The 24,894-nt window shown below is 73.3% G+C and carries 18 protein-coding genes; 9 read left to right on the forward strand and 9 right to left on the reverse strand.

What is annotated here, in order from left to right:
* Nucleotides 1-55 precede the first annotated feature (55 nt).
* Nucleotides 56-1,180 carry a helix-turn-helix transcriptional regulator gene (locus ACZ4NT_RS05890; RefSeq protein WP_467723747.1) on the forward strand — a complete coding sequence of 375 codons (1,125 nt, stop codon included), beginning with the start codon at nucleotides 56-58 and terminating at the stop codon, nucleotides 1,178-1,180.
* On the opposite strand, the gene katG is transcribed toward ACZ4NT_RS05890, so the two are convergent.
* Nucleotides 1,149-3,389, reverse strand: a complete 2,241-nt coding sequence (katG, locus tag ACZ4NT_RS05895; protein WP_467723749.1) for a catalase/peroxidase HPI — start codon at nucleotides 3,387-3,389, stop codon at nucleotides 1,149-1,151. The genes ACZ4NT_RS05890 and katG overlap by 32 nt on opposite strands.
* Before the next feature lie 433 nt (nucleotides 3,390-3,822).
* On the opposite strand from katG, the gene ACZ4NT_RS05900 reads away from it, so the two are divergent.
* Nucleotides 3,823-4,233, forward strand: coding sequence for a Fur family transcriptional regulator (locus ACZ4NT_RS05900; RefSeq protein ID WP_121408125.1), 411 nt, complete (start codon nucleotides 3,823-3,825; stop codon nucleotides 4,231-4,233).
* A gap of 48 nt (nucleotides 4,234-4,281) precedes the next feature.
* Here ACZ4NT_RS05900 and ACZ4NT_RS05905 read toward each other — a convergent pair whose 3' ends face one another.
* The 7 genes from ACZ4NT_RS05905 to ACZ4NT_RS05935 all read right to left on the reverse strand — a co-directional run bounded on the left by ACZ4NT_RS05905 (nucleotide 4,282) and on the right by ACZ4NT_RS05935 (nucleotide 13,006).
* Entirely contained in the window at nucleotides 4,282-6,177 is a 1,896-nt protein-coding gene (locus ACZ4NT_RS05905; RefSeq protein WP_467723750.1) for a DUF2264 domain-containing protein, read from the reverse strand.
* On the reverse strand, nucleotides 6,174-7,202 hold the full coding sequence (locus ACZ4NT_RS05910) for a hydroxyacid dehydrogenase (RefSeq protein ID WP_121408670.1): 1,029 nt from the start codon (nucleotides 7,200-7,202) through the stop codon (nucleotides 6,174-6,176). The genes ACZ4NT_RS05905 and ACZ4NT_RS05910 overlap by 4 nt, the downstream gene beginning before the upstream one ends.
* Before the next feature lie 89 nt (nucleotides 7,203-7,291).
* Nucleotides 7,292-8,155 (reverse strand): carbohydrate ABC transporter permease, encoded by an 864-nt coding sequence (locus ACZ4NT_RS05915; RefSeq protein ID WP_467723752.1) that lies wholly within the window; start codon nucleotides 8,153-8,155, stop codon nucleotides 7,292-7,294.
* A complete protein-coding gene (locus tag ACZ4NT_RS05920) occupies nucleotides 8,152-9,138 on the reverse strand; it encodes a carbohydrate ABC transporter permease (RefSeq protein ID WP_467723754.1) in 987 nt (328 codons plus the stop codon). The genes ACZ4NT_RS05915 and ACZ4NT_RS05920 overlap by 4 nt, the downstream gene beginning before the upstream one ends.
* Nucleotides 9,139-9,172: 34 nt before the next feature.
* Nucleotides 9,173-10,504, reverse strand: a complete 1,332-nt coding sequence (locus ACZ4NT_RS05925) for an ABC transporter substrate-binding protein (protein WP_467723756.1) — start codon at nucleotides 10,502-10,504, stop codon at nucleotides 9,173-9,175.
* Nucleotides 10,505-10,596: 92 nt separating this feature from the next.
* The gene (locus ACZ4NT_RS05930; RefSeq protein WP_467724154.1) at nucleotides 10,597-11,697 is read right to left on the reverse strand and encodes a substrate-binding domain-containing protein; all 1,101 of its coding nucleotides are present in this window, start codon (nucleotides 11,695-11,697) and stop codon (nucleotides 10,597-10,599) included.
* Nucleotides 11,698-11,842: 145 nt separating this feature from the next.
* Nucleotides 11,843-13,006, reverse strand: a complete 1,164-nt coding sequence (locus ACZ4NT_RS05935) for a glycoside hydrolase family 64 protein (RefSeq protein WP_183117195.1) — start codon at nucleotides 13,004-13,006, stop codon at nucleotides 11,843-11,845.
* A 352-nt stretch (nucleotides 13,007-13,358) separates the two neighbouring features.
* Between ACZ4NT_RS05935 and ACZ4NT_RS05940 the strand changes: the two genes are divergently transcribed.
* From ACZ4NT_RS05940 to ACZ4NT_RS05955, 4 genes are all read left to right on the forward strand, one after another.
* Nucleotides 13,359-14,045, forward strand: a complete 687-nt coding sequence (locus ACZ4NT_RS05940) for an FCD domain-containing protein (protein WP_121408119.1) — start codon at nucleotides 13,359-13,361, stop codon at nucleotides 14,043-14,045.
* On the forward strand, nucleotides 14,042-15,460 hold the full coding sequence (locus tag ACZ4NT_RS05945) for a hypothetical protein (RefSeq protein ID WP_467723758.1): 1,419 nt from the start codon (nucleotides 14,042-14,044) through the stop codon (nucleotides 15,458-15,460). Before ACZ4NT_RS05940 ends, ACZ4NT_RS05945 begins: the two co-directional genes overlap by 4 nt.
* The gene (locus ACZ4NT_RS05950; RefSeq protein WP_467723760.1) at nucleotides 15,457-17,334 is read left to right on the forward strand and encodes a GMC family oxidoreductase; all 1,878 of its coding nucleotides are present in this window, start codon (nucleotides 15,457-15,459) and stop codon (nucleotides 17,332-17,334) included. Before ACZ4NT_RS05945 ends, ACZ4NT_RS05950 begins: the two co-directional genes overlap by 4 nt.
* 128 nt (nucleotides 17,335-17,462) lie before the next feature.
* The gene (locus ACZ4NT_RS05955) at nucleotides 17,463-18,194 is read left to right on the forward strand and encodes a hypothetical protein (protein WP_467723761.1); all 732 of its coding nucleotides are present in this window, start codon (nucleotides 17,463-17,465) and stop codon (nucleotides 18,192-18,194) included.
* Between the two features lie 28 nt (nucleotides 18,195-18,222).
* Here ACZ4NT_RS05955 and ACZ4NT_RS05960 read toward each other — a convergent pair whose 3' ends face one another.
* Nucleotides 18,223-20,325 (reverse strand): alpha-galactosidase, encoded by a 2,103-nt coding sequence (locus ACZ4NT_RS05960; RefSeq protein ID WP_467723763.1) that lies wholly within the window; start codon nucleotides 20,323-20,325, stop codon nucleotides 18,223-18,225.
* 185 nt (nucleotides 20,326-20,510) lie between these two features.
* Between ACZ4NT_RS05960 and ACZ4NT_RS05965 the strand changes: the two genes are divergently transcribed.
* The 3 genes from ACZ4NT_RS05965 to ACZ4NT_RS05975 all read left to right on the forward strand — a co-directional run bounded on the left by ACZ4NT_RS05965 (nucleotide 20,511) and on the right by ACZ4NT_RS05975 (nucleotide 24,572).
* The gene (locus ACZ4NT_RS05965) at nucleotides 20,511-21,689 is read left to right on the forward strand and encodes an ROK family transcriptional regulator (protein ID WP_121408115.1); all 1,179 of its coding nucleotides are present in this window, start codon (nucleotides 20,511-20,513) and stop codon (nucleotides 21,687-21,689) included.
* Between the two features lie 152 nt (nucleotides 21,690-21,841).
* Nucleotides 21,842-23,335 carry an FGGY-family carbohydrate kinase gene (locus ACZ4NT_RS05970; RefSeq protein WP_467723765.1) on the forward strand — a complete coding sequence of 498 codons (1,494 nt, stop codon included), beginning with the start codon at nucleotides 21,842-21,844 and terminating at the stop codon, nucleotides 23,333-23,335.
* A 241-nt stretch (nucleotides 23,336-23,576) separates the two neighbouring features.
* Entirely contained in the window at nucleotides 23,577-24,572 is a 996-nt protein-coding gene (locus tag ACZ4NT_RS05975; RefSeq protein WP_467723767.1) for a LacI family DNA-binding transcriptional regulator, read from the forward strand.
* Nucleotides 24,573-24,894: the final 322 nt, after the last annotated feature.

The raw sequence follows: 24,894 nt of genomic DNA on the forward strand, positions 1-24,894 counted from the left end.
GGGTGCACGAAGGTAGCGGCCGGATTCCGACCGCTACCCGGGGGACCATGGGCGCATGCCGAAGACCTCAGCGCGTCTGCTGTCCCTGCTCTCCCTCCTCCAGGCGCGCCGGGACTGGCCGGGCGCCCTGCTGGCCGAGCGGCTGGGGATCAGCCCGCGCACCGTGCGCCGGGACGTGGACCGGCTGCGTGAGCTCGGCTATCCCGTGCTGGCCACCAAGGGCCCCGACGGCGGCTACCGGCTCGACGCCGGCGCACGACTGCCCCCGCTGCTGTTCGACGACGAGCAGGCCGTGGCCCTGGCCGTCGCCCTGCGGGTCGCCGCCACCACCGGCGCCGGCATCGACGACGCCGCCACGCGCGCCCTGGCCACGGTCCGGCAGGTCCTGCCCGCACGGCTGCGCCACCGCGTCGACACGCTGCAGGTCACCGCGGGCGAGCCCCCGGCCGGCCCGCCGGGACCCCGGGTGGACGGCGAGGTGCTCGCCGCCCTCGGCGCCGCGGTCCACGCCCGTGAGGTGCTGCGCTTCGACTACCCGCCCGCTTCCGCGCCGGACGTGCACGAGACCGGTTTCGGGCCTCCCGTGCGCCGGGTGCAGCCCCATCACCTGGTCGCGCGGGGCGGTCGCTGGTACCTCCTCGCCTGGGACCTCGACCGGGAGGACTGGCGTGTCTTCCGCGCCGACCGGATCACCCCGCGGACACCCACCGGGCCCCGCTTCTCCCCGCGCGAGGTGCCCGGCGGTTCGGTGGGGGCCTATCTGACCGGCACATTCCGGGGTGCGCGGGGGCCGGGCGACTGGCCCTGCCGCGGCGAGGTGATCCTCGCTCTCCCCGCCGCCGAGGTGTCCCGCCACACCTCCGACGGGATCGTCGAGGAACTCGGCCCCGACCGGTGCCGGCTCGTCCTCGGCTCGTGGTCGTGGACCGGCCTGGCCGCCGCGGTCGCCCGGTTCGGCGTCGGCATCGAGGTCGTGGGGCCCCACGAGCTCAGGGTCGCGTTCGGCGATCTGGCCCGCCGCTGTGCGGACGCCGCGGCCGGACCACCGGCGCCGCGGTCCGCGGCCGGGGGAGCGGACGTGAACCCGGCGGACACGAAGACGTCCGGGCCGGCGATGGTGCCTGCCGGCCCGGACGTCACGCGTCACGTCAGACGAGGTCGAACCGGTCCAGGTTCATGACCTTGTCCCAGGCCGCGACGAAGTCCTTCACGAACTTCTCCTTCGCGTCGTCGCTCGCGTAGACCTCGGCGACGGCGCGCAGCTCCGAGTTGGACCCGAAGACCAGGTCGGCCCGGCTGCCGGTCCACTTCACCTCGCCCGTGGCGGCGTCGCGCCCCTCGAAGGTGCTCTGGTCCTGCGAGGTCGCCTTCCACGTGGTGCCCAGGTCGAGCAGGTTCACGAAGAAGTCGTTCGTCAGCACACCGGGGGTGGTGGTGAGGACGCCGAGCTGCGAACCCTGGTGGTTCGCGCCGAGGACGCGGAGGCCACCGACCAGGACCGTCAGCTCGGGAGCGCTCAGGGTCAGCAGGTTCGCCCGGTCGATGAGCAGGAACTCGGCCGGCAGGCGGTTGCCCTTGCCCAGGTAGTTGCGGAACCCGTCGGCGGTCGGCTCCAGCGCGGCGAACGACTCGACGTCGGTCTGCTCCTGCGACGCGTCCACCCGGCCCGGCGTGAACGGGACCTGGATCTCGAAGCCGGCGTCCTTGGCGGCGCGTTCGACGCCCGCGGCGCCCGCCAGCACGATGAGGTCGGCGAACGAGATCTGCTTGCCGCCCGTGGCGGAGGCGTTGAAGGACTGCTGGATGCCCTCCAGGGTGCGCAGGACCGTCGCCAGCTCGTCGGGGTCGTTGACCTCCCAGCCGTTCTGCGGCTCCAGGCGGATGCGCGCACCGTTGGCGCCGCCGCGCTTGTCGCTGCCGCGGAAGGACGAGGCCGAGGCCCATGCGGTGGACACCAGCTGGGACACGGTCAGGCCCGACGACAGGATCTGGCCCTTGAGCGCCGAGACGTCACCGGCGTCGACGAGCTCGTGCGTCACCTCGGGCAGCGGATCCTGCCAGATCAGGGTCTCGGAGGGAACCTCCGGGCCGAGGTAGCGCACGACGGGGCCCATGTCACGGTGCGTCAGCTTGAACCAGGCGCGGGCGAACGCGTCCGCGAACTGGTCGGGGTTCTCGTAGAAGCGCCGCGAGATCTGCTCGTAGGCCGGGTCGAAGCGCAGCGCGAGGTCGGCCGTCAGCATCGTCGGCGCGTGGCTCTTGGACGGGTCGTGGGCGTCGGGGATGGTGCCGGCGCCGGCACCGTCCTTGGCCACCCACTGGTGGGCGCCCGCGGGGCTCTGCGTCAGCTCCCACTCGTACTCGAAGAGGTTCTTGAAGTAGCCGTTGCTCCACTGCGTGGGGGTGCTGGTCCAGGTGACCTCGAGGCCACTGGTGATGGTGTCGCCGCCCTTGCCGGTGCCGAACGTGTTCCGCCAGCCGAGGCCCTGCTCCTCGAGCGAGGCGGCCTCGGGGTCGTCGCCGACGTGGTCCGCCGGGCCGGCGCCGTGCGTCTTGCCGAAGGTGTGACCGCCCGCGATCAGGGCGACCGTCTCCTCGTCGTTCATCGCCATCCGGCGGAAGGTCTCCCGGATGTCGCGGGCCGAGGCCAGCGGGTCGGGGTTGCCGTTCGGGCCTTCCGGGTTGACGTAGATCAGGCCCATCTGGACCGCGCCCAGGGGGTTCTCCAGCTCACGGTCGCCGGTGTAGCGCTCGTCACCGAGCCAGGTGGTCTCGGGACCCCAGTACACGTCCTCGTCCGGCTCCCAGACGTCCGCACGGCCACCGGCGAAGCCGAAGGTCTCGAAGCCCATGGACTCCAGCGCCACGTTGCCGGTGAGGATCAGGAGGTCGGCCCAGGACAGGCTCTGGCCGTACTTCTTCTTGACCGGCCACAGCAGGCGGCGGGCCTTGTCGAGGTTGACGTTGTCCGGCCAGCTGTTGAGGGGGGCGAAGCGCTGCTGGCCGGCCCCGGCGCCGCCGCGGCCGTCGCTGATCCGGTAGGTGCCGGCGCTGTGCCACGCCATGCGGATCATCAGCGGGCCGTAGTGGCCGAAGTCCGCGGGCCACCAGTCCTGGGAGGTGGTGAGCACCTCGGCGATGTCACGCTTGACGGCCGGCAGGTCGAGCGACCGGAACGCCTCGGCGTAGTCGAACTCCTCGCCCAGCGGATTGGAGACGGCGGGGTTCTTGGCCAGGATCTTCAGATTGAGCCGCTCGGGCCACCACTGGCGGTTGCCGCCTCCCTGCGTCGGATGCGCGGCGCGCCCGTGCGCGACCGGGCAACCGCCCTCGCCCTCGCCCTCCGTCGTCTTCGGGTCGGTGACGAGTGCATCGTGGTTCTCAGTCATGGGGGTCCTTCCGGGCCGAGCGGGTCACTGTGCTCAGGAACTTCGGGCGGTGGAAAAACGGTGGGGCAGGGGGCCCGGGAGAGGCAGCGGCCACCGGAGGCCGGGAGGCCTTCGCCGGCGGAAACGGCCGGGTGGGGATCCCGTACGCCGCGCGGGTGGCCTCGGCGCCGGGCGGGTCACCGTCCCCGAGGCTCCACGACCGCGCGACGCAGGGCGCCGTGGCACGCGAGCCGGCACTGCGCGGCCTCCCGGTGCCCGTCACGTCTCAGTCTCCTGCCGCACTGGGTCGTCCTGTCCCTTGGCTATTGCCGGAACCGATCCTACGATGGACACAGTCCAAGTCAATAAGCATGCCAATTCCACAGGGGATCGGGATCCGGACATCCACCGCGGAACGCCGAACATCCCATCGAGCCCGAATAGGTGAACCGATATGAGCGACCTGCTGGAGCGACTGCGCGGGCGCGGCTGGCGGATGACCTCCCAGCGGCGTGTCGTGGCGGAGGTCCTCGACGGCGACCACGTCCATCTGACGGCCGACGAGGTGCACGCCCGCGCGGCCGAGCGGCTGCCCGAGATCTCCCGTGCCACCGTCTACAACGCCTTGGGGGAACTGGTCTCCCTCGGCGAGGTCATCGAGGTCTCCACCGACGGCCGGGCCAAGCGCTACGACCCGAACGCGCACCGGCCCCACCAGCACCTGGTCTGCTCCGGCTGCGGCACGATCCGCGACGTCCACCCCACCGGCAGCCCGCTGGCGGACCTCCCCGCGGAGGAGCGGTTCGGGTTCACGGTGTCCGAGGTCGAGGTCACCTACCGCGGGCTGTGCCCCTCCTGCTCCTGACGCGGGCGAGGAGAGGGCCGGCCGGACCCGCGGCCAGCTCGGGCGTGTTCACCCGGTCGCACCACCGACGTGCGTGACCCCGAACGGCGCGAAGGCGATCCGAGTCCGTGAGCCGTCGTCCGCCCAGCGCACCTCGACGGCGTCGTCGTCCGTGCTCACCCCGGTGACCGCCCCGGCGAGCGGCGCGGGATCCGGTTCCGCCGTGAGCGTCGCCAGGCACGCGTAGAGGCTCGTGCCCTCCGCCTCGCCGGTGAGCCGGGGGACCCGCGCCCAGCGGGCGAAAGCCGTGCCCTGCGGCGCCCGGACCTCGTCCCGCCCGCTCCAGCCGCTCAGGGGGTGGAGCGCGCAGACGGGAGAGCCGTCGGGGCCGGTCGCCCAGCCCGTCTGCTCGACGGCCGCGCCGGGCGGGGCGCCCACGACGCGGTGCACCCGCAGCTCGTACCGGCCCCGCACCACCGTGACGCTCTCCACGCGCAGTCCGGGAACCGTCGGCGGGCCCGCCGCGAAGACGGGCCGGTGCCAGGAGGCCGCCCAGCCCCAGCCGTCGCCGTGGCCCGCCCCCAGCGGATGTATCCGCCGCCGCACGCTGCGGGCTCCGCCGACGACCAGGCCCAGGTGGTTGTCCGCGACGTTCCCGGCGGCCGTGGGGCCGGTACGGGTGGAGTACGCCTGCCGTCCGTAGAGCGGATCGTTCCCGGCCGCCGACTCGCCCTCGTGCGGGCGGACGTGGTCGCTGCCGTGGTTGTGCAGCCGGACGATGCCGTCGGCGCCCGTGCTCTGGACCAGCAGTCCCGGCGCGGGCAGCGCGAGCACCCGGTCGGGCCCCTCGCTGGGAGCGGGCTCCTCGCGGGCGGTCCAGAGCGGGTGGTCGGCGGGCGCGAGCAGTCCGACGAAGGCCTTGGACGCCCAGTACGGCGAGGCGGGACCCGAGTAGCCCTGCAGGGTCGCGGAATGCGGGCCGTGCCAGCCGAGACCGAGCAGTCCGTCGGCGTCGACGGCCCCGCGGTCCAGGAAGTAGCGCAGCGACCCGCTCATGAGCCGCCGGGACGCGCCGGGAGTCAGCGGGGTGTGCCCCGTGACGGCGCCGAGCGCCACCGCCGAGCCGGCCGCGAAGCGATAGGTGAGCGAGCGGCCGAAGTGCACCGGTGCCCCGTCCGCCCCGAAGAGCAGGGAGAAGCTCTCCAGGTGCTCGCGCAGCCGGGCCCCGTACGGACCGCTCGCCCCGTCGCCGGCGAGATGCGCGTCGAGTACCGGATACAGGTGCAGGGCCCAGCCGTTGTAGTGGTCGAAGGCCCGTCCGTCCCCGTCGGCGTACCAGCCCTGGCCCCGGTACCAGCCCTCCAGCAGGGCGAGCGCCCGCTCCCGCACGCGTGCCGTCTGCGTGTCACCCCGGCCGACGGACTCCAGGAACCCCGCCACCGTGTACGGGAACAGATACCAGTTGTTCGGCGCCGGTACGTGCCGCAGGGCGCCGCGCAGCCACTCCTCGGCCCGGTCCTGCTCGTCGCCGTCGAGGCGGTCCCACAGCCACGGCCGGGTCAGGCGCAGGCCGAGCGCCACGGACGCGGACTCCACCATCGGCTGACCCTGCACGTGGTGGTCCAGGATCAGCGGCCAGGACTCGGTGTCGTCGCGTCCGGGTGTGCGGGTGCCGGCCGCGAGTCCCCGCGCGTACCGGTCCAGCCAGCGGTGCGGGTCCCTGCCGTCGGCCCCCGCGACGCGGAAGGCGGCGGCGAGGAAGGTGCGGGCGTACCCCTCCAGGCCGTCGGAGCGCACGCCCGACACCGAGGGGCGGCCGGGCAGGTCGAGCAGGGCCGAGCCGGGGGTGGCCCAGCGCCAGGCGGCGCGCAGCAGGAGGTCGGCGGCGGTCTCCCAGTGGGCGCGGGTGTAGCCGGTTGCGGAGCTCGCCGTGCGGTCGTCGGCGGGAAGTCCGGGCAGCGTCATGCGAGGTGGGCCAGCCTTTCGTGTCGGACGGGATGGGCGAAGCCGTCGCCCGCGGCCCACCGGGCGACCTCGCCGACGGCGAGCTCCGCCAGGCGTGCCCACTCGTTGCCCTGGGATCCGGCGAGATGCGGGGTGATCAGGGCGTTGTCGCAGTCCCACAGGGGGTGGTCGGGAGGCAGGACCTCGGGGTCGGTGACGTCCAGGACCGCACGGATCCGGCCGTCCGTGACCGCTTCGGTGAGGGCCGCCTGGTCGACCACCGCCCCGCGGGCCGTGTTGATCAGCACGGCGTCGTGCCGCATCGAGGCGATGAGCCGGCCGTCGACGAGTCCGCGGGTGGCGGGAAGCAGCGGTGTGTGGACGCTGACGACGTCGCTCCGGGCGAACAGGTCGTCGAGTTCCACCGCCTCCACCCCGAGCGCTGCGGCGTCCTCCGGGGTGACGAAGGGGTCGTGCAGCAGCACGCGCAGGTCGTGGGGGCGCAGCAGGTCGATCACCCGCCGTCCGATCAGGGAGGCGGACAGGATGCCCACCGTGCGGCGGAAGTTGCCGACCTGCCGTGAGGTGCCGAGCCAGGAGTCGCGGCGGCGCGTCGTGCGGTGGTCCCGGGCGCGTTCGAGGACGCGCTTGCCGGTGAGCAGGATCATGGCGACGGTGTACTCGGCCACGGGCAGGGCGTTGGCCGCGGCGGCGGAGGACACCGCAAGGCCGCGCTCCCAGCAGGCGGGGGTGACGTGGTGGCGTACCGAACCGGCGGAGTGGACCACGGCCCGCAGCCGCGGGGCGGCGTCGAGGACCGACGCGTCCAGGACCGGGCAGCCCCAGCCGGTGACCAGGACCTCCACGTCCCGCAGCACGGAGCGGGCCCGGTCCGTGCCGAAGTCGTCGAGGGCCGGCGGCGGCACGAGATCGCAGACCCGGCCGAGCGCCGCCAGGGCGTCGGGGGTGAAGACGGCGGCCGCGGCGTCGGGGCCCATGGCGAGAGCGGTCCGCGGGAGGGCGGGGCCGCCTGACGAGATGTGCATTTTGCTCCTGAGGTACGTGTGTGTCGTGCCGAGCCGGGTGTCATGCCGGGCCGGCACCCCGGCCGCGGCCCGGTCCGGCCGGGCCGGCGCTATTTCACCGCGCCCGCGGTCAGGCCCGAGCGCCAGAACCGCTGGAGCAGCACGAAGGCGGCGATGAGCGGCAGCACGGCCAGCAGCGAGCCCATGATCACGACCGGGTAGTACTCGGGGGAGACGGAGGCCGAGCTGTTCCACGTGTACAGACCGAGGCTGACCGGATAGAGGTCCTGGTCCGACAGCATCACCATCGGCAGGAAGAAGTTGTTCCATATGGCCGTGAGCTGGAAGAGGAAGACGGTGACCAGACCGGGTCCGAGCATGCGCAGCGACACCCTTGCGTAGGCGGTGAGTTCGCCCGCTCCGTCGACCCGGGCCGCCTCCAATACCTCGTCCGGAACGTAACCCTGGCTGAAGATCCGCCCGAGGTAGACGCCGAAGGGGTTGAACAGCGCGGGGACGAACACGGCCCAGAAGCTGTTGACCAGTCCGGCACCGGACGCCATCAGGTACAGCGGCAGCGCGAGCACGGTCTGCGGCACCATGACGGCGGCGAGCACCAGCCCGAACAGCTTCTCCTTGTGCCGGAAGCGGTACTTGTCTAAGGCGTAGCCGCACGCGACGCTGACCAGCGCGCTGACCGCGGCGCCGACCACCGCGTACAGCAGGCTGTTGGCGTACCAACGGCCGTACAGACCGCCGTCCATGGCGAACAGGTCTTGCAGGTTCTGTGCGAACGAGAAGTCGCCGGGCGACAGCACGTCGCTGCCGAACAGCGCGTCCCGGTTCTTCGACGCGGCCAGCACCAGCCACAGCACCGGCAGCAGGGTGTACAGGACACCCATGCCGACCACGGTGTTGACGGCGGTGCGGCCCAGCAGGCGGGGGCGCAGGGCGGTGGGGGAGCCGGTGCTCATCGGGCGGCCTCCTGGCGGGCCCCCGCACGGTTCGTCCAGCGGGTGACGCCGTACGAGAGGGCGATGGTGCAGAGCAGCAGGATCACCGAAGCGGCGGCGGCGAGGCCGTAGTTGTTGCGCGTGAACGCCGCGTCGTAGATGTACATGCTCGGCGAGAAACGGGAGTTGATCATCGGGGTGGACTGACTGAGCAGCATCGGCTCGGTGAACAGCTGGAGCGCCCAGATGAGGGTGAACATGGCGACCATGACGATGGAGGAGCGCACCAGCGGCGTCTTCACGCGCAGGGCCGTGCGGACCGGCCCCGCCCCGTCGATCACCGCGGCCTCCAGGACCTCGCGGGGGACGGCCTGCAGCGCCGCGTAGAAGATCACCATGTTGTAGCCGAGGTTGCTCCACAGGGCGATGTTCACGATGGCCGGCAGCACGGTGTGCACACCCAGGAAGTCGATCGTGACGTCGGCTCTGCCGAGGAGGTCGACGACCGGGCTGATGCCGGGCGTGTACAGGTACAGCCAGATCAGGGCGGCGATGATGCCGGGCACCGCGTGCGGCAGGAACAGCCCGAGCTGCGCCCACGCCCGCAGACGGACCACGCCGGAGTCGAGCAGCAGGGCGAGGGCGAGCGCGCCGATCACCATCAGCGGGATGTAGACGAGGCAGTAGAGCACCACCACCCCGAGGCCGCCGAGGAACGTCGGGTCGGAGAGCACGGCGGCATAGCTGCGCAGTCCGACGAAGACCCTGCGTTCGGGCCCGAAGCCGAGCCCCGGCTGGTCGTCGCTGAAGAAGCTCAGCCACACGGCGGTACCGACCGGCACCAGAAAGACCGTGGTGAGCAGGAGGAAGAACGGCGCCATCAGGACACCGCACGCGACGCGTTCCCGGCGGCGGGCCGGGGTGCGGACGGCGGACCCGGTCGTGGAGCCGGCCCGGCGGGTCGTCGCACCGACCGGGGGAGCGGTGGTCGTCATGGAGGTCACCTGCCTTGGTGAGGTGAGGAGCGGTCCGTGTCGGTCAGTCGCTGTGCTCGGTGGTCGCAAGGCCCAGCGCCTTCAGGTCCGGCATGGTCCCGTCCTGGGCCGCCCGCACCGCGTCCATGAGCGACATCCGGCCGGCGCCCGCGCGGGCGAAGCCGTCCTGCATGACCCGGTTGGTCGCCGTCATCCGGGGGCCCCAGGTCCAGCCGTCCCGGATGATCGCCGCCTCCTGCGCGAAGAGGCGGTAGATGTCCTGGCCGCCGTAGTACGAGCGGTCGAAGGCCTTGCGCCCGACGGCCACCAGTGCGGGCGCGGCCGGATACTGGCTGCTGGTGCCGCTGGAGAGGCGGGCGCGCAGGGCGTCGGGGTGCGAGACCTGCCACTCGATGAACTCCATGGCGGCCTCGGGGTGTTCGCTGTCCCGGGTGACCGCGAAGGTCGAGCCGCCGTGCGTGCCGACCGCGGGGCGGGCCGTGTCCCACTGGGGCATGGGGGCGAGGGACCACGTGCCCCGCTGACCCGGGCGGGCGTTCATCTGGGCCCCCGCGTCCCAGGCACCGCTGAGCCGGACCAGGACCAGCCCCTCACCGATCTGGGCGTCGCTGCGCCGGCTCTCCACCTCGTTGACGTGCACGAGGTCGTCGTCGACGAGGCGCTGCCAGTAGGCGGCGACCTCCCGGGTGCGGGCGTCCGTCAGCGAGACGTTCCAGGCGCCGTCCCGGGTGTCGAACCACTGGGCGCCCGCCTGCCATGCGTACGCGGCGAACTGGGTGGCACCGTCGGTGGGGAACAGGACGAGCCGCCTGGTGCGGGATCTGCGCCGTACCGCCCGGGCGGCCTGCTCGAACTCGTCCCAGGTGCGCGGTACCTGCAGCCCGAAGTGCTCGAAGAGGTCGGTGCGGTAGTGCATCACCATGGGCTCGACGTCGAGCGGAACCGTGAAGACGCGGTTCTCGAACGTGGTCAGCCCGAGCGCCTGGGGGAGCAGCTTCGCGCGCAGCCGGTCGCTCGCCAGCGAGGTGATGTCGCGGGCGACGCCGTCGATGGCGAAGCCGGGCACCTGGGGGTACTCGATGGTGGCCACGTCCGGGGCGTTGCCCGCCCGCGCGGCATTGCTGAGCTTGGCGTAGCCGCCCTGACCGCCCGACGGGATCTGCTGGAAGTCGACCTGGACGCGGTCGTGCGTACGGTTGAAGGCGTCGACCACCTCCTGGCTGCCCCGCAACGCGGACCAGAAAGTGATGCGGGTGGTCCTGCCCGTGCTCTGCGATCGGCGGCTCTCCCCGGAGGAACAGCCGCTCGCCGCACCCGCGAGGGGGACGGCGGCGACGGCGGTGAGCAGGGACCGGCGGCTCGGTCGGCCAGGCATGGATGCCTCCTGCGGCTCAGGTGCGAGACACCGGCATCCTGATCGACTGAGAGAGTAGCGGTCAAGAGACCGATCAGAAGAAACTAAAGCGGTCAAACGATCGGTGCTGTCGCGGTCGAGCCCCGCACCTTGAGCTCGGGCAGCAGCTCCACCCGGCGGGGCCGTCCGGCGACGTCTCCGAGACGGCCGAGACGCTCCAGCAGCAGGGCGGCGGCGACCCGGCCCACCTCGGACTTGGGCGGCGCGACGGCGGTCAGCGGGGTGCTGCCGAGCGCCGCCACCACGTCGTCGTAGGCCACCACCGAGCAGTCCCCGGGTACGCGCACCCCGCTGTCGGCCAGCTGCTGCACCAGCATCAGGGCGTCCACGTCGCCGTGCAGTACGGCGCCCGTCGCACGCCGTTCGCGCAGCAGGGCCGCCAGGGAGTCAGGCGCCGTCTCGGCGGAGTCCGCCCCGGCGTCCTTCGCGCTCAGCACCACCACAGCGTCCTCGATGTCGGCACGGGCGGCGACGATGCTCGTGAAGGCGGCCCGCAGGGCCCGCGCGGTGGGGCTGTCGTCGCGCGCCGCCAGGACGATCCGGCGGTGGCCCAGCGAGGTCAGGTGCTCCACGGCCAGCCACATGCCGTACCAGTGGTCCGAGCAGACCGAGTCGACGGCGTGCAGGGGGCTGCCGGGGCCGGGCCGGCGCTCCATGATCACCGTGGGCACGTCCGTGCGGGACAGCCAGTCCGCGTCGGCGTCCTGCGCCGCCGCGGTCCGCCAGCGCGGCGCGATCAGCAGGCCCCGGGCGCCGTCCGCCAGCGCCCGCTCGACGATGGGCCGCTCCGCGTCGGGCGCCTGCGGGGCGATGTGCAGGGCGATGCGTATGCCGGCCGCCTCCAGGACGGCACGCGCCCCGTCCATGGCCTCGTACAGGTAGGTGTGCCGCTCGGGCACCACCAGGGCCACCGGGCCGCCCTGTCCGCCCGCCCGGGCGGCCGGCGGGACGGCCGGCTCCAGGGCGGCGGTCACCGGACGGGCCACGCCGTGGCCCCGGCGCAGCCGGCCGGCGCGGGCCAGTTCCTCGACGTCCCGCCGGGCGGTGACGACCGAGACCTCCAGCTCGGAGGCGAGATCGGTCACCTTGACGGCGCCTCGGGACTCCACGACCGCGAGGATCCGCTGCCGCCTGACATCGCCCGGTTCCCGCATGCCCGTGATCCCCTCGCGGCGCGATCGCCTCATGTTCGTTTGAGCGTTTCGAGGCGAGCATACTGGGCCTACGTCTCCCACGGGACCGCAAGGGATCACCCGATCGGATCACCGGCCCGGCCGCAGGACCGGACCGGTGATCCGCTCAGCTGAAGGGGTCCAGCGTGATGTACGCCTGCTGCGGGTTGCCGTCGTGGACCAGCGACTCGTGGTTGCCGACGTCGTCGAAGGCGAACGCATAGGCCTTGCCGTCGGCCATCTGCGCGTGGATCTTGCGGGCGTAGTGGTTGGTCACCGTGTCCTGGTAGAAGCTCGCGGAGCCGGTGTCGGGCTGGTTGGGGTTGACCAGGAGCGTGGAGCGGTTGAAGCCCGCACACAGGGTCCGCGAGATCGGGCCGCGCACCAGGTCGTTCGGGGCGTCGAGGCGTTTGTAGCAGCCGAAGATGCTGTCGGAGTCCGGCTTCTGGAAGCTGGTGACGATCGCTCCCGCGCTGTTGGTGAAGTTCATGACGTTCCCGGAGACCCGGCCGTAGTACCTGGTGCCCGGCTGGTCCGCGAACGGTGTCACCGTGAGCGTCGACGAACTGTACTTCTGCCACACGCGGTTGACGTAGTCGTCCATCACACCGCCCGGCAGCGCTCCGGTCTCGATGCCGTGCCCGGGGGCGAGGGCGCGCAGGACGGTGCCGTCGGGTGCGGTCTGGATCAGGTTCGCCCAGCCGCCCGGCTGTCCGCGGAGGGCGCTGAAGAACCCGTTGTATCCACCCGGCTTGAGGTGACCGGTGTTCCTCGTGGTGCCGTCGGCGAGCTGGACCCCGACCGCGTAGGGGGCCGAGAACATGTCGACCTGCGTGCTGTTGATCCACAGTCCGCTGTCGTTGAGCGTGTACTCGGACCAGTTGAAGAGGATGTTGCGGTTGGGGTCGCTCGGATTCTGCACGGCCGGCTGCACGAGTCCGCCGGTCGTCAGTCGGAAGTCGAGCTTCCTGCCGTAGGAGAAGTAGAGCCGGCCGGAGAACTTCGGGATCCGGATCGTCTTGGACTGCCCGTTGGCCGGTCCCGCGATCGACGCGTCGGGCGCCGGGGTCGGCGGGTTGCCGCCCGCGGGCCAGGCGTGGAAGGTCCCGTTCGCGTCGGCCCAGCCCTGCTGGCCGGTCGAGAGCAGCGTGCCGAGGTCGTAGATGTAGACGGGGTCGCTGCGCCCGGAGTTGTTGGTGAACTTCAGCGGGATGGTCGCCGGAACGGCCGCCTCGGCACGGGACGGAGTCCCGAACGTCAGCAGTGCCGCGGCGAGCGTGGCCGCGGCCATCGCCAGGGATCGCCACTTGGGATTCTTGGGCACTCTCAGCCTCCTCACGAGGTGGATCTCCAACGGACGGAAGCCGTCCGGATTGCTTGAGAGCGCTCTCAATGTTGCGTCAGGTGGCGTACATGTCAACCAATCGCGCACGAGCTGATGCGCAACCGTCTTATGAGAGAAGGAATTTGACGGAGCGTTGGACTGCCACCTGGCGCCTGTGCCGCGCGTCGTGGGGGATTGACCTCATCGCTCGCCACTGGTTGAGTGGCTCATCCACTCAGCCACTTGCCTGCCGCCCTCGCTCACCCACCCGCCCCTCGTCCGGCCGGAGCGCCGGACCGCCGCCCGAAGAGGAGACCCCGTGGAGGCACTGCCCCGCGAGACGATCGTGGACGTACTGGAGCACCGGCTCCGCAAGGACATCCTCAACGGCCGCCATCCGACCGGCGGTTACCTTCCGCCGGAGCGCGAGCTGGCAGACGGCTACGGCGTCACCCGCACCAGCCTCAAGCACGCCTTCGGCCGGCTCGTCCAGGCCGGGCTGCTGGAGACCCGGCACGGAGTCGGGACCCGGGTGCGCGACTTCGTGCGGCTCGGGGGTGCCGATCTGCTGCCCATGCTGGTCCGTCACGACGCCAAGTGGGTCCACGAGGTGTTCGAAGTGCGGCGCAGCATCGGAGCGTTGATCGCCGAGCGGGCGGCGTCGAAGGCCGGTCCCGCGCAACGCGACGAACTCCGCGCACACTTGGCCGCCGTACGGGAGGCGGCCGGTGCCGACGCGGTGCAGCTGGCCGACATCGAGGTGCACCGCGCGCTGGCGAGGGCCACCGGCAACCGGGTCTACGTCCTGCTGACCAACACGCTCTTCAACGCCTATCTGCCCGTCCGCGCCGCACTGACGGGCCCCTTCACCGATCCCGAGGCCGCCCACGAACGGCTGGCGCCGGTGGTGGACGCCGTGGTCGCCGGTGACCGCCGCCGGGCGCACGCGGCGGCCGACGCCTACCTCGCGGAGACCGAGCGGATCATGCTGGAGGGACTCGCGTGAGGGGCACCGAGTTCACGGAGACGATGCTCGGCACGGTCCGGCTCGACGGCGAGAACCGGGAGCGCCGCATACGCCTCGACCTGCGGGCCCGCGCCGACACGGTCCTGCTCCCGCACCGGACGACCGCGGCACGCCTGAGCGGGCGGGTCCGCGTCGGCGGCTTCGCCGACGACGTCCGCGCCGAGGGCGAGCTGGAGGTGTCGCCGCTGGCGCGACGCCGCATCCGCTACCGGCTGTCGTTCGGCGCCGGCGGACGCCGGATCGTCCTCGACGGCTGGAAGTCCGTGACGCCGCGCCGACCGGTACGGTCCATGACCGTCCTTCCCTTCACGCTGTACGAGCAGGAGACGCGCGTCGGCGCCGGCGTCCTGCGGTTCCTGCTCACCACCGGCCTGGTCCCCTTCCTCCTCGGCTTCCGCTTCCCACGCCACTTTGGAGGCGGCGAGCGCCTCGGTTCGGACCGGGTGCGGGAGGCGGCCGAGCACCTGGCGCCCCGCTGGGACGGAACCCCCGGCCGCACCGAGGTCTGGTACACCACCCTCACCGACCCCGCGAGCGGCACCGGACTGTGGCTGCACCACGAACTGACGGCGCCCGCCGACGGGTCCGGGCCCGTGGCCCACGGTTGGGTCGCCGCCTTCCCGCCCGACGGGCCGGTCGAGCACGCCCGCTTCGGCCCCGTCCCGTGGACCGCCCCCACGGCGGGTTTCGAGGCCGACGGCGTCACGGCCCACCCGGGACGGCTGCACGGTGAGGCCGGAGACTTCGCATGGCGGATCACCGAACACCCGGACGGGCCACCGCTGTTCACCTTTCCCCGCTGGTCCTGGCGCCGCCCGCTGCTGCCGGCCGCACAGATGCTCCCCGCGGCTCGGGCGGCGTACGAGGGAGAGTTCTCCTACGGCGGGCGGACACTGAGGCTGGACCGTGCGCCCGGCGCCTCGGCGAGGATCTACGGGCACGGCAACGCCCGGCACTGGGCCTGGCTGCACGCGGACCTCGGCGACGGCGACGTCCTGGAGATCGTCGCGGCCGTGTCCACCCGGCCCGGTCTGCGCCGGCTGCCGCCGCTGGTCTTCCTCCGGCTGCGGCGCCAGGGCCGGACCTGGCCGCGGCGGGCCGAACGCACGGCGGTGGGCCGGTTCGGCCTCGGCCGCTTCAGGGCCCGGATCGGTCTGCCCGAGTGGAGCGTGACCGGGCGCACGGCACTGCGCCGGATCCGGGTCGAGGTCGTCCAGCCGCCCGCACGCACCCTGGAACTGGAGTACCGCGACCCCGACGGCGCCCGCGCCGTCTGCCGCAACAGCGAGTCCGCGGACGCCCGGGTGGTGCTGGAACGCTGGTGGGGCCACTGGCGCACCGAGGCGGAGTGGTCGCTGGCCGGCACCGCGCATGCCGAGGTGGGTGGGCGATGAGCGTCGACGGGCTGGTCGCCGCGCTATTGGCTGACGCGGACGGGGACGACTGGGCCGCGAAGGTGCCGCGGCGGCTCGACTCGGTGCTCGCCGCCCTGCCCGTCCCGGCGAGAGCAGGCGTGCGCACCGCCGTCGCGGCCCTGGAGGCGTACGCCCTCCTGCGTACCGGCAGACGCCTCGCGGCACTCGACGGCGACGAGCGCGAGACCCTGCTCGCCTCGCTCGCCGCCCGGCCCGCGCTCGTGCCCCTCCTCGACCTCCTGAAGGTGCCCGTGCTGCTGGCCGCCGGCACCGAGCGGCTGGCGGCCACGGAGGACCCGGCCCCGCGGGCGCCCGCACAGGGTCCGGAGGATCCGCCGCTCGACTGCACGCCCGCCGAGGAGTGGCCCGCGCGCACCACCGCCGACGTGGTGGTCGTGGGCTCCGGCGCGGGCGGCGCGGTGGCCGCCAGGACGCTGGCCCGCGCCGGACTGCGCGTGGTCGTCCTGGAGGAGGGCGCACACCACTCGACGGAGTCCTTCGGACGCCGGGCGCCCCTCGACCGGTTCGCCGAGCTGTACCGGGACGGCGGCGCCACCGTCGCGCTGGGCAACCCACCCCTGCTGCTTCCGGTCGGACGCGCGGTCGGCGGCACCACGGTCGTCAACTCCGGTACCTGCTACCGGACTCCGGACCACGTGCTCGACCGCTGGAGAGACCGGTACGGCTTCGGGCTCGCCGAGAACTTCGCCCCCCTGCTCGACGAGGTCGAACGCACCCTGCGCGTCGCCGTCCAGCCCCTCGACGTCCTCGGCGCCAACGGCCTGCTCGCACTCGCCGGTGCTGCCCGGCTCGGCTGGCGGGCCGGGCCCCTGCGGCGCAACGCCCCCGGATGCCGGGGCTCGTGCCAGTGCGTGGTCGGCTGCCCCACCGGTGCCAAGCAGAGCGTGCAGCTCTCGGTGCTGCCCGACGCCTGTGCCGCCGGAGCGCGCATCGTCACGGGGGCCCGCGTGCACCGCATCCTGGTGGACCGCGACGGACCCGGGACGCCACGGGCCGCGGGAGTGCGGGCCGGCCGGACGGACGGCAGCGAGCTGGAGATCCTGGCCCCGCTCGTCGTGGCGGCGGCCGGCGCCCTGCACACACCGGCCCTGCTGCGCCGTTCGGGACTGGGCGGACATCCGCGTCTGGGGCGCAACCTCAGCGTCCATCCGGCCACCAGCGTGGCGGGACGGTTCGCCGCGCCCGTCACCGCCTGGCGTGGTGTCCTGCAGAGCGCCGGGGTCGAGGAACTGCACCCCCGAGGCATCCTCATCGAGGCGACGGCCAGCCCTCCCGGCATGGGGAGTTTCGTCCTGCCCGGCGTGGGACGCGAGCTGCGGCGCGAGCTGGAGGGCGCGGCACATCTCGCCACACTCGGCGCCATGATCGCCGACCGTCCCTCCGGACGGGTCCACGGGCGGGAGCGCACCGTCGTCCGCTACGCCCTGGACCGCCGGGACGGCGAGCGGCTGATGACGGCCGTACGCGCCATGGGGCAACTGCTGTTCGCGGCGGGCGCAGAGGAGATCCTCACCGGTCTGCCGCTCGCGCCCCGCGCCCGCTCGCTCGCCGAACTGGACGAGCTGCTCTCCCGGGCCGGGCCGCGCGACCTGCACCTGTCCGCCTTCCATCCGACGGGCACCGTCGCGGCGGGCGGCGACCCGCTGCGGGCCCCGGCCGACGCCGAGGGCCGGCTGCGCGGGGTCCGCGGCGTCCTGGTCGCGGACGCCTCCGTGCTTCCGGGGTGTCCCGAGGTGAATCCCCAGCTGAGCATCATGGCGGCGGCGCTGGCGATCACCGGGACGCACCTCGAACGGGAGGGGGCGGCGGGGCCCGGCCGTCACGGGATCTGAGCCGGCGCCCGCCTGCGCCGGGCCCACCCCAATGGCCCGGCGCCGTTCGCGGCGCCGGGCAGCCGCACGGAGCATGGAGCGAACGCGTACGACGGGCGCCGCACCGGCGGGAAGAGGGACGAACGGCCATGAGCACACGCATCCCCGAGGCCGGAGAGCGGCCGAGTCGGGCAACTCGCACGAATGCCACCGCCCGCGACGGGGAGTGCGTCGGGGGACGCCGGTCCGCCGCTCCGTCGGCGCGCTCCGGCCGTCCGGGCCGTGGCCGCGGGCCCCTCGCTCTGCTGTCCGTCCTCGTCTCCGGCGCCGTGCTCGTCTCGTGCAGCACGGACAGCGGCGGTGACGAAGGCGGGGCCTCGGTGAGTTCCCGGCCGAGCGCGCCCGACGAGTCCTCCTTCTCGGGAACGCCGCCGTCCGCTCTGGCCTCCTCCGCGGCGTCCGCCATCGACTCCGCGCGCGCGTCCGCATCGGCGGCCGCCTCGTCCGCGTCCGCCGCGGCCTCCTCCTTCGGAGCGTCGGTCGCGGCCGACACGGCCCGCGCCTCCGCCGCGGCGGAGGCGGAGCTCAAGAAGGTGCAGGGCCGCGGCAACGCCCTCTCCGAGGTGGCGATGACCGGGCTGCCCAAGTCGCAGACCGGCGGGCTGCTCGCCGTGCTCGTCAGCATCACCAACAAGACCGACCGGAAGGCGTCGTACGCCGTGCAGGTCGACTTCAGGAACGCCGACGACAAGGTCGTCGAGACCCGGTACGTGGGCGCGCAGGACCTCGGCCCGGGGAAGCGGGCCCAGCCCGTGGCCGTCAGCCGGCAGCCCGCGGGGACCGAGCTCACCCCGTACCTGGCCAAGGCCCAGCGCTACTGACCGCGGCCCACGCCGCGGGTCCGGCCTCCTACGACTCCCGCACCAGGTGCACCGCGACGCTGGACCAGTCGCCCGGCGGCAGGCCGGGACGGAGGCCGTACTCGCCGAGCACGGCGGCATGGTGGACGGTGCCGGTGCGGGCGTCGCGGTAGCGGGCCCCGGGCGTGAGGCCCCGCAGCCGGAGCGGCAGCTCCGGGCCGCCGTGCCGTGCGACGCGCCGCCAGGCCAGCACCAGGGTCTCCGACCCGTCCGTAGCCGTGTACTGCACCGCCGAGGGGAGCTCGTGCGCGGGTGGCGCCGACCGGTCCAGCCTGCCGTGCTGCACGAGGTGCCGTACCCGCTTGTACGCGGCCACCAGGTCGGCCGCCTCCCGCAGTTCCTCCTCGGACCAGCGCGTGAGATCGCCGCCGATCCCCAGCGCTCCGGCCATCGCCACATGGAAACGGAAGCGCAGGGGGACCGTGCGGCCCGTGAGCTGGTTCGGCACGTCCGTCACCCAGGCGCCCATCGTGCGGGCGGGGTAGACCTGCCCGTAACCGTGCTGGATCCACATCCGGTCGGCGGCGTCGGTGTTGTCCGACGCCCACGCCTGGTCGGTGCGGGACAGGATGCCCAGGTCGACGCGCCCGCCGCCGCCGCTGCACGCCTCGATCCGCAGCCGCGGGTGGTCCACCCGCAGACGGTCCAGTACCTCGTAGAGATTGCGCACGTACTCGGGACCCAGGCGGTCGGCGCCGTCTTCCCGGCCGGGCCAGCCGGCCTCGCTGAAAGCCCGGTTCATGTCCCACTTGAGGAAGTCGATGCCGTGGTCGCCGACCAGTCGGGTCAGCCAGCCGTACGCCCAGTCCGCGACGTCGCGGCGCGCGAAGTTGAGCACGAGCTGGTTGCGCAGCTCGGAACGCGGACGGTCGGGGAAGTGCAGGACCCAGTCGGGATGACGGCGGTACAGATCGCTGTCCGGGTTGACCATCTCGGGCTCCACCCACAGTCCGAACCTCATGCCGAGTCCGTGCACCGCGCGGACGAGCGGGGCGAGTCCGTCGGGAAAGCGCTCCGGCGAGGGCGTCCAGTCGCCGAGCCCGGCGCGGTCGCTGCGACGGGCCCCGAACCAGCCGTCGTCGACCACGTACAGCTCGACGCCGAGCGCCGCCGCCCGTTCCGCCAGGGCCAGTTGACCCGCCTCGTCGACGTCGAAGCCCGTCGCCTCCCAGGAGTTGTAGAGGACCGGCACCTCCTCGCCGGGGTGCGGCACGACATGGGCGAGGGCGTACGCGTGCCAGGCCCGGCTGGCCGCGCCGAACCCGCCGTCGGTGCAGACTCCCGCGAACCGGGGAGAGGTGAACTCCTCGCCCGGCGCGAGCGGCACACTCGTGCCCTCGTGGGCGAGCCCGCCGGTGAAGCCGGCCCGGCCGTCGGGAGTGCGCTGCGCGGTGATCCGCCAGCTTCCGCTCCAGGCGAGGGCGGCGCTCCACACCCGGCCGTGCTCCTCCGTCGCCGTACCCTCGTCGAGCATCACCCACGGGTTGACGTGGTGACCGGTGATACCGCGGCGGCTGGTCAGCACCGTCTCGCCGTGCGCCAGGCGCTCACGGTGCAGCTGGTTCTCGGCGGACCACTGGCCGGTGACGTGACTGAGCCGGTAGTCCGCCAGCGGGGGCAGGGCCCAGGCGGCGGAGTCGGCGCGCAGCAGGGTGACCGGTTCCGAACCGTCGTTGCGGACGACGATCCAGCGCTCGACGACGTCGGTGTCGTCCCGCACGCGGTAGTGCAGCGCCACGTGCAGGGGCCGGCGGCGGTCGCGGAAGGACAGCACCAGCTCGCCCTCGTCGCTGCGGTGCCCCGTGGGCTGCCATTCGAAGGCGCGGGATCCGTCGGCGAACCGCACCTGCAGGGACGGCGGACCGTAGCGCGTCCCGCCGTCGACCGGGAGTTCCTCGCCGACACCGGGCGTCCCCTCGAAGCTGTTGCCCGCCGGGGTGCGGGCCACCGCGAGTTCGCCGGCCTCGGCGAGGGTGAGCCGCGGCCCCCAGGCGACATGGCACGGAACTCCGCTCTCGTCGACTCTCAGCGCGTACGACGTCCGTGGAGTGGTCAGCAGCCAGACGCCGGTGTCCGGGGCGAAGGAGATCATCGGCAGGGTTCCTCACGTCGTGGTGGCGCGGGCGGGACGTCGAAAGCCAACCGCGACCTTCGATCATGTGTCAATGCCTGCTCCAAATCCAACATTTGCAGGCAGTGGGAGTCTCAGAGAAGAGACTCGTGACGATCCCGCCTCTTTCATTGACAGCGGAAATTAAAGAGGCCTACGGTCCGGCCATGCGCTCGACCACCCGTACCGAGGCGTTCCCGGTCCACACGCCGGCCGCTGCCCAGATCTTCACCACGGTGCTGTCCCACGGCCCGCTCACCCGCTCGGACATGGCCGTCCGGACGCGGCTGTCGGCCGCCGCGGTCACCAAGGCGGTCCGGCCTCTGATCGAGGCGGGCTATCTCGTGGAGGACACCGGCGAGGACGCCCGGCCGGTCTCGCTCGGGCGCCCGGCCAGCCCGGTGCGGGTCGACGGCGGGAGGGCACTGTTCATCGGCCTCAAGATGACGGGCGACGAACTCATCGCCGTCCTCACCGACCTGCGCTGCCGCATCCTGGTCACCCGGCGGGTGCCGCTCACCTCGTACGACCCGCAGGGGGTGCTGGCGGTCGCGGGGGCGCTCGTCCGGGAACTGCAGACGGAGGCCGACGGTTTCGGGGTGGCCGTCCAGGGGCTGGGCATCGCCGTGGCCGGAGACGTCGACCGCGCGAACGGACTGGTGCGGTTCTCGCCGTTCCTGCGGTGGCACGACGTCCCGCTCGCCGAACTGGCGGGCTCGGCGACCGGTCTGCCGGTCACGGTCGACAACGACGTCCGCGCGCTGACGGTCGCCGAGCAGTGGTTCGGCGCCGGGGCGGGCCTGTCCGGCTTCGCCCTGGTGACGGTCGGCGCGGGCATCGGCTGCGGTCTCGTCGTGCACGGGCGGGTCGTCTCGGGGGCCCACGGCGTGGCCGGGGAGATCGGGCACGTCACCATCGACCCCGCCGGCCCCCGCTGCCCCTGCGGCAACCGCGGCTGCCTGGAGGCCATCGCCTCGGACTCCGCGATCGTCGGCCGGATCAGGGAGGTGACCGGCGTGCACGTCGCCGACGCGGCCGAGGCGGTGAGCCTGGCACGCGGCGGGGACCCGGGTGCCCGGGAGGTGTACGCACGGGCGGGCGAGGCGATCGGCCGCGGCATCGCCACCGTCGCGAACCTCCTCGGTCCCGAACGCGTGATCATCTCCGGCGAGGGGCTGGCCGCCCACGACCTGTTCGCCGAGCAGATCCGCGACGCGTTCGCCCGAGCCGCCTTCGGCTCGGCGGCGCGCTGCGAGGTGCGGACGCGCCCGCTCCCCTTCGAGGAGTGGGCGCGCGGCGCCGCGGCCACCGCGATCCAGTCCTTCATCACCCCGGACAGGAACTGACCGACGGTGGGCGACGCGGCCCGCGGACGACCTGGAACATCCCCGGGAGCCGACGACTTCGGGCGCGCCGCGGTCGGGGGCCTGTGCCGATGAGCCGGTCCGTCGGTGTCGGCACGCCCCCGCACCGGCCGGATCGCCTACGCTCCGGACGCATGACTGTCCTCGGCGTCGACATCGGGACCTCCAGCAGCAAGGGCGTGCTGGTCGACGACGACGGCACCGTGCTCGCCACGGCCGTACGCCCGCACACCGTCGACCGCCCGCGGCCCGGCCACGTCGAGATGGACGCTCAAGTCTGGTGGGAGGAGTTCGTCTCCCTGACCCGGGAACTCGCCGGGCACGGACGGGACATCACCGCCGTGGGCGTCAGCGGCATGGGCCCGTGTGTCGTCCTGACCGACGAGTCCGACGAGCCGCTGCGCCCTGCGATCCTCTACGGGATCGACACCCGGGCCACGGCTCAGATCGCCCGTCTGGAAGCCGAGTTGGGCCGTGAGGAAGTCCTGCGGCGCTGCGGTTCCCTGCTCTCCACCCAGGCGGTCGGACCCAAGATCGCCTGGGTCGCGGAACACGAGCCGAGGGTGGCGGAACGGGCCCGGCGGCTGTACATGACCGGCTCCTATCTGGTGCGCCGGCTGACGGGTGCGTACGTGCTGGACCACCATTCGGCGAGCCAGGCCGTCCCGCTCTACGACTCCGTCGCCCAGGACTGGTACGGCCCCTGGGCCCGGCGGGTCGCGCCCGGCATCGAGCTGCCACCCCTGCGTGCGCCCGGGGAGACCGCCGGCTGCGTCACACCGGAGGCGGCCGCCGCCACGGGCCTGACGGCCGGCACCCCGGTGATCACCGGCACCGTCGACGCCTGGTCCGAGGCGCTGAGCGTGGGCGCCCAGCGCACGGGTGACCTGATGCTCATGTACGGCAGCACCATGTTCCTGATCCACACGGTCGCCGACCGGATCCTGGTGCCCTCCTTGTGGAGCACCGTCGGCGCTCTGCCGGGAACCCGGAACCTGGCGGGCGGTATGGCCACGTCCGGCATGATCACCGATTGGCTGCGGCAGCTCTTCGGCGATCCCGGCCACGCCGAACTGCTCGCCGAGGCCGCAGCGTCCGGACCCGGCGCGCGGGGCCTGCTGATGCTGCCGTACTTCGCGGGCGAGCGGACGCCGGTCGCCGATCCGGACGCGCGCGGGGTGATCGCCGGGCTGACGGTGGAACACACACGCGGGGACCTGTACCGGGCCGCGCTGGAGGCGACCGCGCTGGGGGTGCGGCACAACGTCGAGGCGATGCGCGCCGCGGGAGCCGACATCCGCCGGGTCGTCGCGGTGGGAGGCGGCACCCGGGGAGGCCTCTGGACCCGGATCGTCTCCGATGTCACCGGCCTCGTACAGGAGATCCGCCGGGTCACCATCGGCGCGAGCTACGGCGCCGCGTTCCTCGCCGCGGGCGCCGTGGGAGCACCGGACATCGACGCCTGGAACCCGGTGCACGCGCACGTCGAGCCGGACACCCGTGTGCGGGCCGGGTACGACGAGCTGTACGAGCTGTACCTGGGTCTCCACCCGGCAACCCGTGACCTGGCCCACGCCCTGGCCCGGCGCCGGCGCGACGGGACCGGCGACGAGGCACCCGAGGGCTGACGCGGACGGGCGCCGCCGCAGCCGTACGTTTCCTGTCGGCGGGGCCGACGGGCACCGGTCGGCGGCGGACGCGAGCGTTCAAGAGCTGAAGTCAAGAGGGCTCATGTGCCCGGAGTCGGCGAGTTCGGTGTGAAGTATTGACGGCGCCATGACACTCCGGTTGACTCGCGGCCCAGCGCCGGAACCGGTACCGGTACCGGTTCCAGGGCGACGTCGCCCGCCGGTGCGTCAGGAGGCATCCATGCGCGTCACCATCGCCGATGTGGCTCAGGCGGCCGGCGTGAGCAAGACGACCGTCTCGCGGGTGCTCAACACGCGCGGCGAGGTCGACTCCTCGACCGCGGCGAAGGTCCGTGGCGTCATCGACCGCATGGGCTACGTCCCGAGCTCCGGCGCCGTCGGGCTGGCGCGCGGCAGCAGCAGAACGGTCGGCATGCTGGTCCCCTCCCTCACCTGGCCCTGGATGGGGGAGGTGCTGCAGGGCGTCGTCGACACCGTGGAGGCGGCCGGCTTCGGCCTGCTGCTCTTCACCTGCAACCGGGGCGCGGAGTCCGTGGCCCGGTTCACCCACCAGGTGTCCGCCCGCGCCTTCGACGGACTGCTCGTCGTGGAGCCGGAGAACACCCTCGACATGCTCACGGCGCTGCACCGGGACGGTCTGCCCGTGGTGCTCGTCGACGACCGCGGCCGACATCCCGAGTTCCCGTCCGTGACGGCCGCCAACGTCGAGGGCGGGGCGGCGGCGGCGCGGCACCTGCTGGCCGGCGGCCGGCGCCGGCCGCTCGTGCTCACCGGTCCGCTGCGCTTCGGCTGCGTACGCGACCGGCTCGACGGATTCCGTGCCGTGCACGCCGAACACGGCATCGGGGTCGACCTCGTCGTCGAGGGCGACTTCACCGAGTCCGACGGCCGGGCGCACGTGCTCCGGCTGCTGGCCGAGGGGCGGCGGTTCGACGCGGTCTTCGCGCACAACGACCTCGCGGCGATCGGCGTACTGGGCGCTCTGCGGGAGGCCGGGCTCCGGGTGCCGGACGACGTCGCGGTGATCGGATTCGACGACATCCCGGCTGCCCGGCACACCGAACCCTCCCTGTCGACCGTCCGCCAGCCGATGCGCGAGATGGGGGAGACGGCGGCACGGATGCTCCTCGCCCGGCTGGCGGAGGAGGAGTCGCCGGCGTCTCCCGTGGTCCTGCCCACGCGAGTCGTCGTCCGCGGCTCGGCTCCGGCGCGATAGCTCCCGCTCACCACACCCGTCCCGGCCCGCCGAGCGGCCCCCGAGGACGCAGGCGCCGGGCCCCTCCCCACGTCCGGCACCGCGCCACGGCCCACCGGAGCCCGGTCCGGCACCGCACCACGATTCACCGGCGCCCGCCCGGCACCGCACCACGCCCCCCCCGAAGCCCCTTCGGCACCGCACCCCACAACGCCCCACCGAAGCGCGCCCGGCACCGCACCGCACGACGCCCCACCGGCCCCCGTCCCGGGCGGCCCGTCGGCGCCACCGGCCCACGGGCGCAACCGAGCACGGCAGCGCCACCCCGTACACCGGCGCCGTC

The organism is Streptomyces sp. NPDC026417, from assembly GCF_055567695.1.

Coding starts and splice junctions, on each gene's coding strand:
- ACZ4NT_RS05890 (WP_467723747.1), top strand. CDS start 56: ATGCCGAAGACCTCAGCGCGTCTGCTGTCCCTGCTCTCCCTCCTCCAG.
- katG (WP_467723749.1), bottom strand. CDS start 3,389: ATGACTGAGAACCACGATGCACTCGTCACCGACCCGAAGACGACGGAG.
- ACZ4NT_RS05900 (WP_121408125.1), top strand. CDS start 3,823: ATGAGCGACCTGCTGGAGCGACTGCGCGGGCGCGGCTGGCGGATGACC.
- ACZ4NT_RS05905 (WP_467723750.1), bottom strand. CDS start 6,177: ATGACGCTGCCCGGACTTCCCGCCGACGACCGCACGGCGAGCTCCGCA.
- ACZ4NT_RS05910 (WP_121408670.1), bottom strand. CDS start 7,202: ATGCACATCTCGTCAGGCGGCCCCGCCCTCCCGCGGACCGCTCTCGCC.
- ACZ4NT_RS05915 (WP_467723752.1), bottom strand. CDS start 8,155: ATGAGCACCGGCTCCCCCACCGCCCTGCGCCCCCGCCTGCTGGGCCGC.
- ACZ4NT_RS05925 (WP_467723756.1), bottom strand. CDS start 10,504: ATGCCTGGCCGACCGAGCCGCCGGTCCCTGCTCACCGCCGTCGCCGCC.
- ACZ4NT_RS05930 (WP_467724154.1), bottom strand. CDS start 11,697: ATGCGGGAACCGGGCGATGTCAGGCGGCAGCGGATCCTCGCGGTCGTG.
- ACZ4NT_RS05935 (WP_183117195.1), bottom strand. CDS start 13,006: ATGGCCGCGGCCACGCTCGCCGCGGCACTGCTGACGTTCGGGACTCCG.
- ACZ4NT_RS05950 (WP_467723760.1), top strand. CDS start 15,457: ATGAGCGTCGACGGGCTGGTCGCCGCGCTATTGGCTGACGCGGACGGG.
- ACZ4NT_RS05955 (WP_467723761.1), top strand. CDS start 17,463: ATGAGCACACGCATCCCCGAGGCCGGAGAGCGGCCGAGTCGGGCAACT.
- ACZ4NT_RS05960 (WP_467723763.1), bottom strand. CDS start 20,325: ATGATCTCCTTCGCCCCGGACACCGGCGTCTGGCTGCTGACCACTCCA.
- ACZ4NT_RS05965 (WP_121408115.1), top strand. CDS start 20,511: ATGCGCTCGACCACCCGTACCGAGGCGTTCCCGGTCCACACGCCGGCC.
- ACZ4NT_RS05970 (WP_467723765.1), top strand. CDS start 21,842: ATGACTGTCCTCGGCGTCGACATCGGGACCTCCAGCAGCAAGGGCGTG.
- ACZ4NT_RS05975 (WP_467723767.1), top strand. CDS start 23,577: ATGCGCGTCACCATCGCCGATGTGGCTCAGGCGGCCGGCGTGAGCAAG.